General features: G+C 74.7%; 13 protein-coding genes. 3 read left to right on the top strand and 10 right to left on the bottom strand.

Going from position 1 to position 17,041, the window contains the following annotated elements:
• Positions 1-82: 82 nt before the first annotated feature.
• The gene (locus OG462_RS30125) at positions 83-1,405 is read right to left on the bottom strand and encodes an FAD-dependent monooxygenase (protein ID WP_406062385.1); all 1,323 of its coding nucleotides are present in this window, start codon (positions 1,403-1,405) and stop codon (positions 83-85) included.
• Positions 1,406-1,625: 220 nt separating this feature from the next.
• On the opposite strand from OG462_RS30125, the gene OG462_RS30120 reads away from it, so the two are divergent.
• Positions 1,626-2,615, top strand: a complete 990-nt coding sequence (locus OG462_RS30120; protein ID WP_406062383.1) for an ABC transporter ATP-binding protein — start codon at positions 1,626-1,628, stop codon at positions 2,613-2,615.
• Positions 2,612-3,445, top strand: a complete 834-nt coding sequence (locus OG462_RS30115; protein ID WP_406062382.1) for an ABC transporter permease — start codon at positions 2,612-2,614, stop codon at positions 3,443-3,445. Before OG462_RS30120 ends, OG462_RS30115 begins: the two co-directional genes overlap by 4 nt.
• Before the next feature lie 75 nt (positions 3,446-3,520).
• Here OG462_RS30115 and OG462_RS30110 read toward each other — a convergent pair whose 3' ends face one another.
• From OG462_RS30110 to OG462_RS30085, 6 genes are read right to left on the bottom strand one after another with little or no spacing between them, the layout of a single operon-like run.
• Positions 3,521-4,453: a thiopeptide-type bacteriocin biosynthesis protein gene (locus OG462_RS30110; protein ID WP_406062380.1), complete on the bottom strand. Its 933-nt coding sequence runs from the start codon at positions 4,451-4,453 to the stop codon at positions 3,521-3,523.
• Positions 4,454-4,465: 12 nt separating this feature from the next.
• Positions 4,466-6,025 (bottom strand): nitroreductase family protein, encoded by a 1,560-nt coding sequence (locus tag OG462_RS30105; RefSeq protein WP_406062378.1) that lies wholly within the window; start codon positions 6,023-6,025, stop codon positions 4,466-4,468.
• Positions 6,022-7,962: a TOMM precursor leader peptide-binding protein gene (locus tag OG462_RS30100; protein ID WP_406062377.1), complete on the bottom strand. Its 1,941-nt coding sequence runs from the start codon at positions 7,960-7,962 to the stop codon at positions 6,022-6,024. Before OG462_RS30100 ends, OG462_RS30105 begins: the two co-directional genes overlap by 4 nt.
• The gene (locus OG462_RS30095) at positions 7,952-9,715 is read right to left on the bottom strand and encodes a hypothetical protein (protein ID WP_406062375.1); all 1,764 of its coding nucleotides are present in this window, start codon (positions 9,713-9,715) and stop codon (positions 7,952-7,954) included. Before OG462_RS30095 ends, OG462_RS30100 begins: the two co-directional genes overlap by 11 nt.
• A gap of 2 nt (positions 9,716-9,717) precedes the next feature.
• Positions 9,718-12,456, bottom strand: coding sequence for a hypothetical protein (locus OG462_RS30090; RefSeq protein WP_406062373.1), 2,739 nt, complete (start codon positions 12,454-12,456; stop codon positions 9,718-9,720).
• Positions 12,453-13,742, bottom strand: coding sequence for a hypothetical protein (locus OG462_RS30085; protein ID WP_406062372.1), 1,290 nt, complete (start codon positions 13,740-13,742; stop codon positions 12,453-12,455). Before OG462_RS30085 ends, OG462_RS30090 begins: the two co-directional genes overlap by 4 nt.
• A gap of 234 nt (positions 13,743-13,976) precedes the next feature.
• Between OG462_RS30085 and OG462_RS30080 the strand changes: the two genes are divergently transcribed.
• Complete coding sequence (locus OG462_RS30080) at positions 13,977-14,540, top strand: DUF7010 family protein (protein WP_406062370.1); 564 nt, start codon at positions 13,977-13,979, stop codon at positions 14,538-14,540.
• Positions 14,541-14,651: 111 nt separating this feature from the next.
• Here OG462_RS30080 and OG462_RS30075 read toward each other — a convergent pair whose 3' ends face one another.
• The 3 genes from OG462_RS30075 to OG462_RS30065 all read right to left on the bottom strand — a co-directional run bounded on the left by OG462_RS30075 (position 14,652) and on the right by OG462_RS30065 (position 16,742).
• The gene (locus OG462_RS30075) at positions 14,652-14,822 is read right to left on the bottom strand and encodes a thiazolylpeptide-type bacteriocin (RefSeq protein WP_015036315.1); all 171 of its coding nucleotides are present in this window, start codon (positions 14,820-14,822) and stop codon (positions 14,652-14,654) included.
• Between the two features lie 36 nt (positions 14,823-14,858).
• Complete coding sequence (locus OG462_RS30070) at positions 14,859-15,035, bottom strand: thiazolylpeptide-type bacteriocin (RefSeq protein ID WP_406062368.1); 177 nt, start codon at positions 15,033-15,035, stop codon at positions 14,859-14,861.
• Positions 15,036-15,176: 141 nt separating this feature from the next.
• On the bottom strand, positions 15,177-16,742 hold the full coding sequence (locus OG462_RS30065) for a SagB family peptide dehydrogenase (RefSeq protein ID WP_406062366.1): 1,566 nt from the start codon (positions 16,740-16,742) through the stop codon (positions 15,177-15,179).
• Between the last annotated feature and the right edge of the window lie 299 nt (positions 16,743-17,041).

Raw genomic sequence — 17,041 nt, 5'->3', positions numbered from 1 at the left:
ACCCAGGGGTGTCTTGTCGATCAGCCCGCGAGCCCGGCCTGATCGACAAGACACCCCCTGGGGTTGTCACACGCCCGGTCCGTCACGCCGGCGTCGGCACCACGCTCCGGCCCGTCTCGTGCGCGTACAGCATCGCCCGGTCGCGCAGGGCCGCGTGGACCGCCATACGGGCGTCCCGGCGCCGCTGCGCCGGACCGTCGGGCAGGTGCAGGATGCCCGCGTTGCCCCGCGATCCGCGCTGGATCTCGGCCGTGCGGGGGATCCTCAGCGACTGGTACCGGTCCAGCCGGGCCGCGGTCGTCGCCGCCGCCGGATCGGCCAGACAGGCCGCGAGGTCCATCGCGTCCTCCACCGCCTGGTTGGCGCCCTGCGCCATGAACGGCAGCATCGGATGGGCCGCGTCGCCGAGCAGGGTCAGCCGGCGCGAGGACCACACGTCCAGCGGCGGCCGGTCGTGCAGCGCCCACTGGAGGGTCGTCTCCACCGCGCCCACGACGTCCGCGACCAGACCGGTCCAGCCGCCGAACACCCGGCGCAGCGCCTCCGGGTCACCGGGCGCCGACCAGGACTCGCCCGGGGACTGGGCCATCGGCACCGTCGCCGCGAAGCTCAGGTACTCCCCCGCCGCGACCGGGTAGCACACGAAGTGCCCGCCCGGGCCGAGCCAGAGGCGCACCAGAGGCGCGCGGGCCGCGTCCGGGAGCCGGTCCACCGGCACCAGGCCCCGGTAGATGCCGAGCCCCGAGAACTCGGGCGCGTCGCGCCGGAAGGCCTCGCGGACCGTGGAGTGGATGCCGTCGGCGCCGACGACGAGTTCCGCCCCGCGGACGGTCCCGTCCTCGAAGGTCAGCCGTACGCCGTCGCCCGACCCGGGCGTCTCCCGCGCCTCGCTCAGGCGCTCGCCCAGCTTGAGGCTGCCGTCGTCGACGAGCGTGAGGAGCGCGTCGTGCAGATGCGCCCGGTGCACCGTGTAGTACGGGGCGCCGAACATCCGCTCGCACTCCACGCCGAGGGGCGTCCGGGCGATCGGCCGCCCGCTCCACCCGCGTACCTCCATGGCATCGATCGCCACCGCCCGCTCGCGCAGGGCGGGGCCGAGGCCGAGCCGTAGCAGCGGCCTGACCGCGTTGGGGGAGAGCTGGACGCCCGCCCCCACCTCCGCGAGCCGCCGCGTCTGTTCGTACACCGCGTACGGAATGCCCATGGAGGAGAGCGCACCGGCCAGCGTCAGTCCGCCGATGCCGGCGCCGACCACCGAGACGTGCGGCCGCTCCTCCGCTCCCCACTCGTCCAGATCCCCGAACCGCACCTTTGAGACCGCCTTCCGCGTCGCTGCTGTGTCGGCACCGTCGGCGTCGCCGGCCGCGGTCTCCCGCAGCCCGGCCGTCCGCCGCACCCCGAGCATGGGCGGCCCACCGGCCCCCGGCAACGCGGGTCACGCGCCGCGCTGACAACTGTCGCGGCTTCCATGACGTCCGTCACCGCCGCCCCCGCGTGCCCGGCCGGGCCCACCGGCCCGCACCTAACGTCGAGGCTGCGCCCCGGAGTCCGTCTGCGGGCGACGACCCCACGACGTCCCACCACCACACCGGGAGGCACACAGTGACACGAGCCGAGGGACCGCGGTGACCGCCGCGGTGGCCGTGGAAGGCCTGCAGAAGCGGTACGGCGACCACGAGGCCGTGCGCGGCGTCGACTTCACCGTCTCCGAGGGCGAGATCTTCGCCCTGCTCGGGCCGAACGGCGCGGGCAAGACCACCACCCTGGAGATCCTGGAGGGCTTCCGCGACCGCGACGGCGGGCGCGTCGAGGTCCTCGGGCGCGATCCCGGCGTCAAGGCCGACGGCCACTGGCTGCGCGGCCAGGTCGGCCTGGTGCTCCAGGACATCGCCGTGGAGCCCTATCTGTCGGTGCGGGAGACCGTGGCCCGCAACGCCGGCTACTACCCGGACCCGCGGAACGTCGACGAACTGCTCGACCTCGTCGGCCTGAACGAGAAGAAGGGCGCCAAGGTCAAGGACCTGTCCGGCGGCCAGAAGCGCCGGCTCGACCTGGCGCTCGGCGTCGTCGGCCGGCCCAGGCTGCTGTTCCTCGACGAGCCGACCACGGGCTTCGACCCGAACGCGCGCCGCGGCGCCTGGGACGTCGTGCGCAATCTGCGGGACGACGGCACCACCATCGTCCTCACCACCCACTACATGGACGAGGCGCAGGCCCTCGCCGACTCCGTCGTGGTCATCGCCGAGGGCCGGATCGTCGCCTCGGGCACCCCGGACACGCTGGGCGGCCGCGACAGCGCCCGGACCCGGATCCGCTTCGCGCTGCCGACCGGCGCCGCGCTCGCCGACGTACCCCTGCCGGTGAGCGATGTCGAGGACGGCCTGGTGACGGCGGAGACGACCGAGCCGACGGCCGCGCTGCACCGGCTGACCGGCTGGGCCCTCGACCGGGGCACGCCGCTCGACCGGCTGACCGTGGAGCAGCCCACCCTCGAGGACGTCTACCTGAGCCTGACCAGCGAGTACGTACAGCAGGAAGCCTCCTCGCCGTCGTCCGCGCGGGAGCGCAAGGCGCCCGCCGGACGAGGCCGCCGACCCGGACGGAGCCGCTCATGACCACCCTGATCCCCCCGACCGCCGAGACCGCCCCGGCGGCCTCGGCGAAGCGCGGCACGGACGCCGCGCGCGAGCGGAACCCGCTGGCCCTCCTCGGCCATCAGATCCGTTACGAACAGCTGTCCTTCTGGCGCAACCCGCAGTCGATGGTCTTCACCTTCGTCCTGCCGATCGTCATCATCGGCATCTTCGGCGCCGTCTTCAGCGGCAGCGAGGGCCAGGACTTCTTCTTCGGCCTGACCGGCATGCAGTACTACACGCCGGTGATCGCCGCGGTGTCCGTACTCGGCGCCTGTTACGGCCAGTTGGCGATCGTGCTCGCGATGCGCCGGCAGACCGGCGTCCTCAAGCGGCTGCACGCCACACCGCTGCCCGCCTGGGTCTACTTCGCCGGCCTGCTCGTGCACTGCATCGTCGTCAGCATCGTGGACGTGGCGCTCGTCTTCGGCATCGGCGCGCTCTACGGCGTCGACCTGCCCACCCACTGGGGCGCGGTCCTGCTGACCCTGGTGCTCGGCGCGGCCAGCTTCTGCGCGCTGGGCGTCGGCGTGGCCTCGCTGATCAAGAACTCCGAAGCGGCCCCGGCCGTCGTCCAGTTCATCCAGTTCCCGCTGGTCTTCATCTCCGGCAGCTACTTCCCGATCCACGCCGAACTCCTCAACACCATCGCGGGCCTGCTGCCCGTGAAGCCGTTCAACGACGCCATGCTGGCCCTCTTCACCCAGGACGCCGGCTTCCAGTGGCGGGACCTCGCGGTCCTCGCCGCCTGGGGTGTCGTCGGCGCCCTGATCGCCGTCCGCAGCTTCCGCTGGGACCCGCGCCCCGAGTAGCCGGGGCGAGCACCACGAAAAGGCCCGACCGGGAGACCGGCCGGGCCTTTCGTGATCCCCGTGGGGGGGCTGGGGTCAGACGTTCTGCGGTACGGGGGTGTCCGCCGGTACGGGGAAGGCGTGGGCCAGGACCGCGTACGTGCGCAGCTCCTCCAGGAGGCTCAGGCCGAGCCGGTTGTGGAGCATGTGCGCGTGCGAGAACAGGACCATGCCCGGGTGGGCCGGCGACTGCTCCCGGATCTCGGCCGCGTGGGCGGCGATCCGGGCGTGCCAGCCGGCGAAGGGGCCGTGGGTGCCCGGGTCGAGGGTCACCGCCCCCTCGACCCGGGTGATCGTGTCGAGGAGCTCGGCCGGGTGGCCGGCCTCGGCGGCCCAGGCGCGCCAGGCGCCGAGACCGTGGGCGTAGTAGTACGCGCGCTCCGCCGGGTCCCCGAGGGCGGCGGCGACCGCGAGGGTGCCGCGCAGGGCCAGCATGGCCCGCTGCCGCTCACCGGTGACCTTGGGCAGGGCGGCGAGGACGAGGGTGCTGGACAGCGCGAAGAGCGACTCGGCGGCGGCCATGAGGGCCGGGCCTCCGTAGCGGTCGAACTCCGGCTCGTAGACGGCGGGGTGGACGCCGGGCGGCAGCAGGGCCTTCACGGAGGTGTTCTCGCCGGTCTCGCCGGCGGCGGCGAGCCGCTCGGCCCCGCTGCGGTAGGCGGCGGGGTCGAGCGGCTCCTCGCCCGGGGCGGGCGCGCCGGCGACGGCCAGTCGCTCGGCGAGGGCGGCCTCGACGCGCGCGCGTGCCGCGGTGTCGAGGCCGGCCACGCGCAGTCGGAGGTGCGGGCCGGACTGCCAGTAGCGGATGAAGAACCACGCGGTGCCGGGGGCGAGTTCGCGGACCGTGGGGCCGATGACATCGGTGACGACCCGGTCGTGTGCCGACCGGGCCGTCGTGCCGAGGTGGAGGTGCCAGGCGGTCCAGTCGCTCCGCCGGCTCGTGGGTGGCGGGTTAGGGGTCGGGGTCACGGGGACGCTCCTTCAGAGTCTGAGGTCGAGCAGCGCGCCGCCGGTGTCCTGCGGTACTCCCACGACCACGGACAGGACGATCATCTCGTCGGGGTCGAGGCCGAGGACGCGCTGGGTGGGAATCTCCTTGAAGGCCCGCACGGGGCGGGCGAAGAGGCCGGAGGCGGCGGCGGACAGGCAGAGCCCGTGCGCGGCCCAGCCGGCGGCGTGCTGGACGGCGCCCCAGCCGGCGGTCCCGAGTCGCTCGAAGAGCTCCCGGGTCCGTACGGACAGGAACACGGTGAGCGGCGCGTCGCGGATGCCGCAGCCGTTGACGGGCGAGACGCCGTAGCCGTACCGCTCCTCAAGACGTTCGGGCGCGGTCGCGTCGGCGCGCAGGAGATGCGCGGCGCCGTTCCGCAGCCGGTGGACGCCGTCGGTCCGTCCTTCGACGCCCTGGACGACGGCGGTGACGGTCAACGCCTCGAAGGCTAGGGCCAGTTCACTTCCGGGCGGCGGCACGGAGAGCCAGCGGGCCGCGCTGTCGAGGGCCTCGGCGGGTACGTTCCGGCGCCGGCCGCTCATGCCGTGCAGGGCGCGCGGCATGCGTCCGGAGTGGCGCCGCCACAGCAGCTCGGCCCAGTCGGGCACGGTCGCCGAGGGGCCGAGGCCCGCCGGGACGGCGGTGGTGAGCGGGGCGGGGTCGCCGTCGTACGTCTGCTCCCGGTTGACGCGGATCAGCTCGGCGAGGGCGGGGTCGGTGCGGGTGAGGTGTGCGGGCTGCTCCGGTACGGGGGCCGCCCGGACCTCCCGCACTCCCTCTCCGGCCAGCTCCACGACGAACGGCAGGGACCAGGCCCAGGCGTCGTCGAGGCCGAGGGCGGGCAGCAGCGCGTGGGCGTCCCGCCCGGGGAGCCGCAGCCGCGCGGGCACGTCGAACAGCTCCAGGCCGAGACTCAACGCCCGCAGCACGAAGCCGAGTTCGATGGCGATGAGCGAGCCGCGGAACCACTGGTAGGCGGGCGGCACGCTCGTGTACCGGCCGGTGAGGACGACGTTCCGGGCCGGAGTCTCCCGGTCGCCGGTGAGGGCGTGCCGGTCCGGTTCCAGGAGGCGCCACGGCATGCCCGCGCCCCCGTCCACGAAGGCGTGGACGGGGAAGAGGCAGCGCGGCGAGGCGTACGGCCGGTGGTCGTTGTAGGGGTTCTCGGGCTCCCTTCGCTGCGGTCCGAAGGCGGTGACGAGGGCGCGGCCGAGCCGGTCCTCGACCGCTTCGACCGCGCCGCGGCCTCGCTCGCCGCCGGGTGGCAGTGCCGGGTACGGCAGGGCCGCGAGCCGGTCGTGGGTGCCGAGCGGCAGAGCCCGGCGCGGGCCGCCCCCGCGCGGCGGCGGGGGCGGTACGTGCGTGTCGGGCGGCGGCTGCGGCGCCCAGGTCCACGGGGGCGCCTCCGGTGCGTCCTCCCCGGCCCCGTACGCGTACCAGAGGGGCTCGCGGGCGATGCTGTTGTCGCCCTCGGGGCCGGGCAGGTCGACGGGGCCGCGGCGTGACGGCGCCACGGTGTCCGCCGCGCGCGGGGCCGGCGGGGCCGTCACGGGAACGGGTGGGGGTCGAGGGGGAACACCCGGTGCTCCTGCCCGGTGCCGCGCAGGGCGGCGGTGAGCCGGGGCAGTCCGGCCAGGCGCTGCTGCGCGTGGCCGAAGCACATCGGGACGATACCGGGGACGACCGCGCGGGCCACGTGGATGCCCGCGTCGGCGTGTTCGCGGCTGGTCTGGTCGACGAGCACGATCCGGTCGAGCCCGGCCTCGGCGAACAGTCCACGGACGAAGTCCAGGGCGCCGCGCACGTCCCCGCCGGAGCCGCGGTCCATCCGGCCCGGCCAGTCGGGGAAGGCCTCGGCGAGGGTGACCCGGGGACCGCCGAGCGCGGCGGTGGCACGGGCGGCGGTCCCGGGCAGCGAGGAGAAGCGGACGTGGTCCTCCAACTCCTGCACCAGCCAAGGGTCCTCGACCATCGGCTCGACGTCCTCGCGGGTCCAGTCGACGGGGTTGGTGACGAGCTGGGCGACCTCGCGCAGAGCGCCGCGGATCGCGGACTGCGGGTCGGCGCCGGAGCCGGCCGAGGAGAAGGTGGCGGGGAAGGGGTTCAGCCGGTTCACCGCGAGCACCCACACGACCGGGAGGCCGATGTCCTGGGTGGCGACGAGGAGGTGCACGTCGAAGCCGCGCGACTCCATCAGCTCGATCATGGCCCGGCTGGTGGGGTCGGTGAGCGAGGAGTTCGGGATGGTGGGGAGCGGTGCGGCGCGGTGCCAGGAGAGCAGGAACGCGTCCCGCTCCGCCAGTTCGAACAGCGAGTGCAGGGCGGCCTCTTCGAGGTTGGCGCCGACGGCGCAGCCGCTGGACGACTCGTAGAAGTAGTGCTTGCGGCCGGGCGTCCCGGCGGCGCGGGCGGCCCTGCGGTCCCTGCGGTGGTTGTACTCGTACTGGTAGAAGGCGTGGTCGGCGGGGACGAGCAGCGCGCGCCCGTCGTCGAGGTCGTGGCCCCACACCCAGTCCATCGGGGTGTCCGCGTCGAACGGCGTGGCCCTGCTGGTCGGGTGGGCGAGCTGCTCGGCCGTGTACTGCCCGAGACCGGCCGGGTCGACGGCGTGGCCGGCGACCTCCGCGTACGGGCGGTGGGTGAGGACCGGGATGTCGTACGGGAAGCCCGCGAGGCGCTCGTACGCCTCCAGGATCGCCACGGGTCCGGTCTCGGCGAAGGTCCGGGCGCGGCCGTGGCCCATCGCCGGGGCGTCCGGCACCACGGCCATGCTCATCGCGAACGGGGCACGGGACTCGCGCAGGAGCGCGCGGACGGGCCCGAAGCGGTCGTCGACCAGCCGGTCCTGGAGTACTCCGCGCTCGACGAGCCGGCTGGCGGCGGTGCGGGTGCAGTCGTCCGGGAAGGCGGGCCGGTCGGTCGGGACGAGCGGCGCCGGGGTCTGCGTACCGTCGAGCCGCTCGTACGCCGGTCCGCAGAGCGGACAGTGGAAGCTGCGGGCGATGCGGTGCCGGCGCAGGCCGCGCGGCGAGACCGAGAAGAGTTCGCCGGGCCCGAGCGGCCGCCTCACCAGGTGCTCCAGGGTCGCCCGGAGCAGTTCGGGGAGGAGCGGCGCGCCCGGCCCGGGGGCGGCGGTCGCGTACCGGAGGTCGCCGACGAGCGGGTGGTCGGGGACCGTGCGGTCGCGGACCTCGGCGCAGCCGGCGCAGCCCGCGTCCGTGCCGGGCCGCCAGAGCGGGCCGATGAGGACCTCGTCGCCGAGGAGGCGTACGGAGAGGTGGGCCCGGCCGGTGGCGACGGCCTCGTCGAACCGGTCCCGCTCCCAGTCGAGGTGCCAGCCACGGTCGACCGCGACGGTTCCCTCGGGGAGGACGTCCGCGAGGGCGTCGAGCGCGGTGCGCCAGGCCTCGTCGGCGGGGTGGGCGTCGAGCCCGGGGCCCCGGGCGAGGGCCGGGGCGAGGACGGGGGTGAGGGTGTCAGTGGGCATCGTGGGCCTCCACGGGGCCGTACCAGAGGGGAAGCTCGCCGAGCACCGGGTCGTGGCGGACGGCTTCGCCCCGGTACGTGGTGCCGGAGCGGGCGGCCAGTCGGGCCCGGAGCGCGTCCAGGGCGGCACGGTCGGCGAAGAGCAGGGCGTCGGTGGAGAGCGGGTCGACGGCAGTGGCGTCCTCGCCGGCCTGGGTGCGGGCCAGCGCGGTGCACAGGGCGTTCCGGGCGGCCTCCGCGGCGTCGGCACCCCAGGCCCGCCCGAGGCCGGTGCCGTCGGCGGTGACCTCGGCGAGCCGCCAGTCGAGTCCGGGCACCCCGTGGAGCCGTACGGCGGGCTCCGAGGAGAGGAGACCACGGAGGGCGGCGAGAATCCGCAGGCCCTCCGCGTCGAGGACCTCGCACGCCCCGCCGCCCGCGGCCACGGCGGGGGCGCCCGCCGGGAGGGCCGCGGGCGGCACGTGCGGGGTGGCGGTCTTCGCCGGCAGGGGTTCCGTCTCCTCGGCGAGCAGGCGCAACGCGCCGTCGAGGAGCCAGTGTTCCCTCGTGAGCCCTGCCGCCGGGGTGGGAGCCCCGGGGATGCGGGCGTGCGGACCGGCCGCCGGGGTGGGCGCCCCGGGGATGAGGGCCCGCAGGGCCTGCAGGGTGGCCGCCACGGTGGCGGTCTCCTGATGGGCGGCCCAGGCGAGGACCGTGGTCGTGGGGCGGCCGTCGGCACGGAGCTCGGCGGCGCGCAGGGCGAGCGGCATCTGGGGCAGGTCGTCGCCCTCGGTGAGGGCCAGCGGCCCGGTCCAGCGCGCGGCGAGCAGGGTCGCGGTCTCGCGCGCCTCGTCGGGCTCGGGACGGGGGTCGGCCGGGGCGGCGGCGAGGGTGAACGGACCCTCGGGGAGGGAGCCCGGTCGGCCGGGCGCGGCCGCCACGTGGGCTCCCTCGACGGTGACCCGGTCGGACACCAGGTCCGCCCCGTGCACGACATGGGCCTCGCCCCTGTCCGCCGTACCGGTCAGGGTGTCGATGAGGAGCTGGGCCCCCAGGGCGCCGGCGAGCGCGTCCGCCATGGGGCGGGGCGCGGGTGCGGTGGACTCGGCGGCGGCCCAGGCACGGGCCCGCTCGTGGAACGCGGCCCGGACGGCCGGGCGTCCGGGGCCGGTGAGGGCGGGTCCGACGAGGGTGACGCCGGTGCCGCCGAGCAGCACCGGGACGACGAGGGACGCGCCGGGAGCCGAGGTCTCCTCGTCCTCGCGGATGTCGAGGACCGCGTCCGGGGTGACGGCCGGGGCCTCGTCGTCCGTGAGGACCGTGCCGATCCCCGCCCGGCGCAGGCCCCGTACGGCGGGTCCGGTCGCGGTCGCCGGCCCGGTGACGAGGACGGTCGCGGCCCGGAGCCGGGCGAAGGCCCCGTACGGGTCGTCGAGGAGGCCTTCGAGGCGGGCGAGCGACTCGGCGTGCCGTTCCCGTACGTCGGCGGGCGGTTCGGGCGCGGTGTGCGCGGCCGGGTCGAGGAGCAGTCCGTTCTCGCGGAGCTTGTCGACGAGGAGCCGGACGGCGGGACGGGCGCGTTCGGTGCCGATCTCGGCGACGAGCGCGTCCTCGTCGGTGCCGTCCTCCAGGAGCGGGACGCAGCCCTGGGCGACGGCGTGCAGGACCTCGGAGCCGCGCAGCACGAACCGGGCGCGGGCGCCGCTGAAGTAGACCCCGCCGGGGACGGGCGCGTAGTGCAGGTCGGGGCGCGTCCTGAGCGCTTCTCCGGGCATCGTCATCGCTCCTCCGCCTCGGTCGTGGGCCGGGCCTCGGCCGTCGGGTGGGTCTCGGCCGTCGCGTGGGCCTCGGTCGTGGGGTGGTAGGTGAAGCGGCCGCCGGCGGTCCGGCCGACCTCGACGACCCACTCGGTGGCGTGGGTGCCGTCGACGACGCCGGGCAGCGCCTCCTCCAGGTAGCTGCCGCCGGTGTCGGCGCCGCGGCGCTCCAGCATCCGGGGCAGGACGCGGGCACCGAGCGCGCTGCTGAGGTCCACGTACTGGGGCTTCTGCTGGAGGCGCTTGGACTGGATGTCGGGGGCGCCGACGGAGAGCGGGCCCTCGTCCTCGGGAACGGTCTTGACGACGACCTCCTCGGGGACGCCGTACTTGGCGCGCCAGGCGTTGAGGGCGAGGAGCCGCTCGTGCTCCTCGGGCCCGGCGGCCAGGGCCGTACCGAGTTCCTCTCCCCCGTACCAGCGGCGGCGGCCGATGAGGACGTCGCCGACGGCCATGCGGGGCGCGACGCGGGTGGTGGCCCTGTCCCAGGGGGTGGCGGCGTGCCAGCTGTTGGGGAGGGCGTTGAAGAGCCGGCCGCTGATGGCGAGCCCGGAGGCGACGGAGAGCGGCGGCGGGAAGAGGCCGGGGTGGCCGGTGCCGAGCGGCAGGACCCGCAGCGGGGCTCCGTCGGCGTCCTCGACGCGCAGCGAGTCGGTCTCGGGGTCGTGGGCGAGCCGCAGTCCGAACCAGTCGTCGGGGTTCAGGCCGCCGGGCAGGATGGGCGTGTGGGCGTTGACGTTGAGGCGGTGCAGGCCCAGGTCCTCGGTGACGCGGGCGCCGTCGTGCCCGTACACCCGGCGTACGTGGTCGGCGAGCCGGGGCAGCGCGCGGCCGCCCAGCCGCCGGTCGGCCTCCAGGAAGCGGGCGTACAGCATGCCGTGGCCCGGAAGGCCGTCGTTGAGGACGAGGTGGCCGTCGCCCCGCTGGAGCAGGATGCCGTAGATCAGCGGGTCGCGGCGGAATCGTTCCGGCAGGTCGCCGGTGAGGCCGGCGACCTGCTCCGGGCTGATGCGGAGGGTGTCGTCGCCGCGCTCCACGGCCTGGCCGATGAGGGCGTGGAGCGCCTCGGTGACCTCGCGGCGCAGCTCGTAGATGCGCTCCAGGGAGCCGTCGGCGGGGCCGATGCCCTTGAGGGCGGTCGGGTCGCCGGGGCCGTCGGGGCCGTACACGGCGGCCATGGCGGCGGCGCGGCGGGAGACCTCGCCGACGACGAAGGGGGCGTTCGCGGCGAGGGGGACGTTCGCCCCGGGGCCGAAGCGCTCGACGAAGGCGGCGGTCATGAGGACCCGCACGTCGTGCAGCCAGTCGAAGACGGTGAGCAGTTCGACGGCCGGGCCGAGGTCCTTCAGGGACTTCTTCCAGGGCTCCGTGGCCACCTTGAGCGGCGGCATCACGTAGTCCTCCTCGACCGTGACGTGCGCGGGGCGCCCGGCGGCGTGGCTGAGTTCGCCGAGGGCGCCGCGCAACTCGGCGAGGGCCGTGCCGCGTTCGGCGGCCGGCGCGGCGGTGAAGGCGGGCATGCCGGCCTTGACCCGGTCGGTGAGCCGCTTCGTCAGCGGGCGCGGGTCGTCCGGGGTGAGCAGCACCTCGTAGTCGGTGGAGCCGTCCTCGGCCTCGTGGAAGGTGCAGAGCAGGCCCTGCGCGACGGCGCCGCGGACCTTCTGGTCGGCCTCGTCGGCTGCGCATCCGGAGCGTTCGGCGACATGGGCGACGACGGACGGGAAGGGGCGGGGGCCCATGGAGACCGCGTCGAGGAGGTCGCCGGCCGGGCCGTCGAGGGAGACGGCGGCGCGGCGCATCCCCTCGGGGGCGGGCTTGAGGAAGAACAGTTTCCCGGCCGCCGGGTCGGGCGCGGAGGTGGGCGGCAGACCGATCCACATGTCCTCGATGGGCCGGTCCGAGGGGTCGGGCAGCCCGCCGAGCACATAGTTGAGCATCACGCGGTCGAGGCCCGGGAAGGCGGTCGCGCCCCCGAAGCCGGCCTCGTCGGGGCCGGGCGCGGCCGGGTCGGGCTCGGCGATACCGACGGCGGTGAACCGGGCGAGCGGGCTCGTACGGACCATGGCGCGGGTCACGTACTGGATGAGTCCGCGCTCGGACTTGCGGGACTTGGACGGGACCTTGCCGGGGGACCGGACGGCCGCGCGGTAGCGCTCGGCCTCCTGGTGGACCTCGGGTGCGACGAGCGCCAGGGAGCGCAACAGGTCGGGGTCGCCGAGGAGTTCGGCGAGGACACCGCGCTCGCGCTCGGCCGCGTCGGGGTAGCCGGCGACGAGCTCCTCACGGATCCGGTCGCGCTCCTGGCGGGCGACGAGCCAGGCGTCGATCACGGGGCCACCGGTGGCCGGCCGCTTCTTGGGAGCCTTACCGCTGTTCACGGACCGGCGCAGGGCGATCAGTTCACGCCGTTCGGCGTCGTCGGTCGCGGCGCCGATCCGCTCGTACAGCTCGTCGGACGCGGCGGCGGAGGCGACGGCGAGGCTCTGCTCGGCGGCCGTGACGAGGACCAGCTGCCGCCGCAGCTCGGCGTCGGCGAGCCGGGCCCGGCGCAGCGGGTTGACCCGCAGGAACCAGAGGGGCTCGGGGACGGGGGTCCCTGTGGCCGGAGCGGGCGACGGTACGTCTCCGGGTTCGGGCTTCGGTACGGGCGGTGTGGCCCCGAGCAGGTCCGTCGGGGGTCCGATCACGGGGGCGGTCATCGAAGGGCTCCCTCGGGGGCGGCGCCCGGAGCCGGGCTCGGGGCGGGGGCAGGGGCGGAGGTGGAGGCGGGGGCGGGGGCGGAGGCGGAGGCGGAGGTGGAGGTGGAGGCGGGGGCGTCAGGAACGGCAGAACTCGGCTTCCCGGCAGGGGTGTTCGCCGCGATGCGCTCGCGCCAGGAGACGCCGAGGACCTCGTCGACCGTCTCGGCGACGGCGAAGCAGGTGTAGTAGCGCTGCATCGGGGAGACGGTGAGCAGCGGCAGCTGCTCGTAGAAGAGGTTCGTGAGGAGGCGGAAGGAGGCGAACCACGGGGACGGGGCCGAGGTCACGCCGGCCTCGCCGACCGTCCGGTGGAAGTCGCTGTCGGGCTGCTCCCCCTGCGGGACGACGGTCGTGGCGCCGGGCGGGCCCATCTCGGAGCGGTCGAGCCCGGCGGTGGCGCCGTCGAGCAGGTCGAGGGTGAGGGTGCCGGCGGCGACCGCGCTCTCCAGGGCCCCGGCGCCGTAGGCGAGTCCGGTGCGCCAGGCGGCGGCGGTCGCGGAGACCTCGCCGCTCAGCCGCTGTTCGACGACCCGGCGCAGGACGGGCGCGTCCTGGGCGAGGCGCTGCCGGAAGACGGGGCGGACGTCCTTGGTGGGCGCGGCCCAGGCGAGGAAGGCCTCGACGTGGGAGCGGGGCGAGAAGACCCCGTACCCGAGACCGAGGGTGTGGGTGTCGGCGAGCGCGACGAAGGCCTCGGCGAGCCGGAGCGTGCCGGAGCCGGGCTCGCCGGCGAGGCCGTCGATCGTCCGCAGGAGCGCGGGCGTCAGTGCCCCGTGCACGACGGTACGGAAGCGGTCCAGGCGCGGGTCGCGGGAGGCGGCGCCGGGCCGCCCGCCGGGCTCGATCCGCTCGACGGCGCCGTGTTCGCGCAGCGGCAGGTACGGCGGCTGGACGGCCTCGAGCCGGCCGAACTCGCGGGCCTGGTCGAGGTAGGTCTCCTCGGTGAGGGCCCGGGGCGGGTCGAGCGGGCCGGCGGTCAGGCCCCGCGCGACGCCTTCCCAGTCGGGGCCGCCGCCCGGGACGCCGGTGGCGTCGCGGGCGAGGATGTCGACGTGCGACCCGTGGAGCCATCCGCGGCGCAGCTGGACGGCGGGAGCGCCCGCCTCGTTCAGCGCGCGGGCGACCGGTACGACGTACCGGGCGAGCCAGGCGGGTGTGACCGGCATCCGTGTGTGCAGCCGCACTCCCGTCAGGCCGTCGGAATCCGGCTTCACGGCAGTGCGCTCCAGCGCATCAACCCCCATGATTTCGCACCTTCCGAGAATTCGAGAACAACGTCCTGGTGTCTTTTCACTTCCGGGCCGCAATCATGTGACGGCGAATTGCGGCGCGATAGGGGATAGGGGGCTCGGGCTGACATGTGTCACCCTTTCCGTGACGCTCGGGCCACGGCTTCGTTCGAGACAGCCCGAGTCGGACTGGCTGAAAATAGACAACCCGGTCGGATCATCGCGGACCGCCGTTGTAAGGTCCGCGCCATGACTACGGAAACCACCGACGCGGAGTGCCTGGCACTCACGCGTAATCTGCGCCGTCGCGGCGCGATCGTCCTCGCCGTCTTCGCCCTCGTATGGGCCTTCGCGGGCGGTTCGGGAATAGCGGCGGTGCCCGTGTCCGTCGCGGTCGGCGTCGTCGCCGCCCTCGTGACCGCCAGCGCGGTGGTGTTCGCCTTCCGGGGCACCGCGGGTCCCGTGACCCGTCTCGTACGTCTGCCGGAGAAGTGGAACCGGGGGGTCGGCCTGGTCAACATGGCCGAGCTGGTGGCGATCTTCGCGGTGATCGCCGCGTCGAACGCCTCGGGCCACCCCGAGTTCATCCCGGTCGGGATCTGCCTGGTCGTGGGCCTGCACTTCTTCCCGCTCGCCCGCCTCTTCGACCAGGGGCAGTACAAGTGGACCGCGATCCTCCTGACGGCGGTCGCGCTCGTGGGGCTCGTCGTCCTGGCGGCCGGCACCACTGCGGAAACGATCCGCACGGTGGTGGGCCTGGGCGCCGCGATCGTGCTCTGGGCCTCGTCCTTCCACGTGGCCCTGCGCGGCTGACGCGCCGGAGCCTCTCCGAGAACACGCGCAACGCACGCGAGGATGCGCCACCCGGCCTGAGCCGGGCGGTCGCATCCTTCGTGCGTCGTGCGTTCAGCCTCGGTTACTCGGTCAGCAGGCCGAGCAGGTGGAGGACGAGGACGACGAGGTGCCGATCGAGCCGCTGGAGGCACCCATCTCCGGGAGGGCCACGCCCTGGGCGACCTCGAGGGTCTCCAGCTCCGCGACGTCGAAGTTGTCGAAGGCCGCGTCGTCGCCGTTCTTGATGTCGTCGATGCTCATGGTGTGTTTCCTTTCAGCGTTTCGGTTGGGGGATGTTCAGCAGGCGGAGCAGGTGGAGGACGAGGAGGACGAGGTGCCGATCGAGCCGCTGGAGGCACCCATCTCCGGGAGGGCCACACCCTGGGCGACCTCGAGGGTCTCCAGCTCGTCGACGTCGAAGTTCTCGAACGCCTTGTCCGCGTCGTCACCCTGCTTGATGTCGTCGATGCTCATTCTGAATTCCTTTCCGAATTCTTCTCGGCAACCGTTCGGCTGCAACACCAATAATGCTGACCGGCCACCGGCTGCACCAGCCTTTCCAAGCACCGCCTGACGTTTATCACGCCCGGAATAACCGACGTCATGCCGAAAGGCTCAGGGATTCTCGGGAAGGGACCACTCGGGGCTGTTGAGCATCCGCCAGCCCTCCCCCGGCTCACCTGCGACGGAGTCGTCCGGGCGCCGGCTGCCGAGCAGGAAGTCGCCCACGGAGGACTCCTGGAGGTAGTCCAGGCCCAGGACCCGCGCGGACATGTCGGCGTCGCCGTTGCCCAGGGCGCACGGGGCAAGGCCGAGGGCCGTCGCGACCAGGTACATCGTCTGGTAGAGCACGCCCGTGTGCCGGAGCGTGGTCGCGTAGGCGATGGCCCGGTACTTCCACGACATGCGCTGGAACCGGGCCGTGACGGTGACGAGGACGTCGGGACGCGCCTCCATGCCGGTGGCCCGGGAGGCGACGTGGAAGAGGGACTCGCGGTCGGCCTCCTCCTCGTTCCGCAGGACGAGCCGGTGGCCGACGGGGTCGTAGTAGTAGATGCCGGGGGCCAGGCCCTCACAGCGCCGCACGGTGACGTACAGCTCCAGCTCGTAGCCCTGCCCCCCGCTCGGGTACGGGCGGGAGACGACCTCGTCGCGGTCGCTGCCGGGCTCCGGCGTGTAGTGGGCGCGGACGCGGGCGACCCGGTAGAGGAACTCGCCGAGCTGGCGCGCGGTCATCTCCTGGTCCCCGTAGCCCCGGATGGAGCGCCGGGTCTCGATCGCCGTGGTGAGGGAGGGGTCGTGCGCCGCGATCTCCTCCCGGGTCGGCCGGTGGAGCGGCACGGCGGCGCCCTCGGGGACCGGTCTTACCGCCGGCCGGGGCTCGACGGCACCCCGGTGGGGGTAGACGGCACCGAACACGTCGTCGTACCGGCCGGAGCGGATGCGCGAGTGGAAGAGGAGGTCGTGGAAGTCCCACTGGCGCAGGACGGGTTCGCCGTCCGACGCGAAGACCCCGTCCTCGTCGGCGAGTTCGGCGAATCCGGCGCCGACGAGGTGGCCGAGGACGTCGGCGGTGCCGGCCGCGTCGAGACCGGCGTCCGCGCCGAGGCGGGCGGGCGGGCCGGGCTCGCCGAGAGCGGCGGCCAGGGTCCGGGCGGCGGGATCGGTGAGCACCGCCCGGAACTTCACCAGCGGCGACTCCAGGACGAGGGCGCCTTCGCGGGTACGGCAGAAGGCGAAGCGGGAGAGCCGGACGGTGGCGCCGGCGGGGACGAGGACCGGCACGTAGGCGGCGTCGCGGGCCACCGGTTCGAGCCGCAGGAGCTCCCGGACCCCGCCCTCCTGGCCACCGCCCCGGGCCAGGACGGCGTGAGCCACCAGGTGCCGGGCGCGGTCGAGGACCCGCTCGAACTGGACGCGCTCGGCGGGGCGTAGGCCCTCGTACAACTCCTCGGCGGGCAGCGGCCCTTCGGCGAGTCGCTCCAGGGCGGTCCGGACGCCGTCCCGGACGGGGCGGAGGGCGAGGGAGGTGGCGGGCCCGGCGAGGGTGGCGACGTCCCCTCCGGCGGCTCCGTCCTCCGCGGCGAAGAGGACGCGCACCCCGCCGGTGAACGCCGGTACGGCCAGGGCGGGTTCGAGTGGGCGCGGACCGAGGTCCGATCGTGTCTGCGTGGTCTGCACGGTGCCTCCGTGGGCGCGAGGATGACGGTCCGGCGCCGGGGCCGTGCGGGCCCCGGGGCCGGCGGGCGGAAAGGCGCCGCACGCAGGGCAGACGCCGGGCACCACTCTCGCGCGGGGAATCGGAACCCGATCGGCGCCCGCCGAAATCGGTGACGTTTCCCGGGCAAGGCGTGACGGACGGCATGCCGCACCATGACTCCCGTCATCCCGGAGTGCCTGATTCCCGTACCCACCGGCGGAAATGACCGAGGTCATCGATCGCGTGACACATGCAAGAACCGGCGCGAACCCGCTCGGAG

It is taken from the genome of Streptomyces sp. NBC_01077 (assembly GCF_045162855.1).
Lineage (GTDB): Bacteria > Actinomycetota > Actinomycetes > Streptomycetales > Streptomycetaceae > Streptomyces.
The sequence above is the reverse complement of the archived record's forward strand: the minus strand, read 5'-3'. Positions and strand labels throughout refer to the sequence as shown.

Bases quoted from the DNA above. Each gene is read 5' to 3' on its own strand.
- OG462_RS30090 (WP_406062373.1), bottom strand. From the start codon at position 12,456: ATGACCGCCCCCGTGATCGGACCCCCGACGGACCTGCTCGGGGCCACA.
- OG462_RS30095 (WP_406062375.1), bottom strand. From the start codon at position 9,715: ATGCCCGGAGAAGCGCTCAGGACGCGCCCCGACCTGCACTACGCGCCC.
- OG462_RS30070 (WP_406062368.1), bottom strand. From the start codon at position 15,035: ATGAGCATCGACGACATCAAGCAGGGTGACGACGCGGACAAGGCGTTC.
- OG462_RS30075 (WP_015036315.1), bottom strand. From the start codon at position 14,822: ATGAGCATCGACGACATCAAGAACGGCGACGACGCGGCCTTCGACAAC.
- OG462_RS30085 (WP_406062372.1), bottom strand. From the start codon at position 13,742: ATGGGGGTTGATGCGCTGGAGCGCACTGCCGTGAAGCCGGATTCCGAC.
- OG462_RS30100 (WP_406062377.1), bottom strand. From the start codon at position 7,962: ATGCCCACTGACACCCTCACCCCCGTCCTCGCCCCGGCCCTCGCCCGG.
- OG462_RS30115 (WP_406062382.1), top strand. From the start codon at position 2,612: ATGACCACCCTGATCCCCCCGACCGCCGAGACCGCCCCGGCGGCCTCG.
- OG462_RS30125 (WP_406062385.1), bottom strand. From the start codon at position 1,405: ATGCTCGGGGTGCGGCGGACGGCCGGGCTGCGGGAGACCGCGGCCGGC.
- OG462_RS30080 (WP_406062370.1), top strand. From the start codon at position 13,977: ATGACTACGGAAACCACCGACGCGGAGTGCCTGGCACTCACGCGTAAT.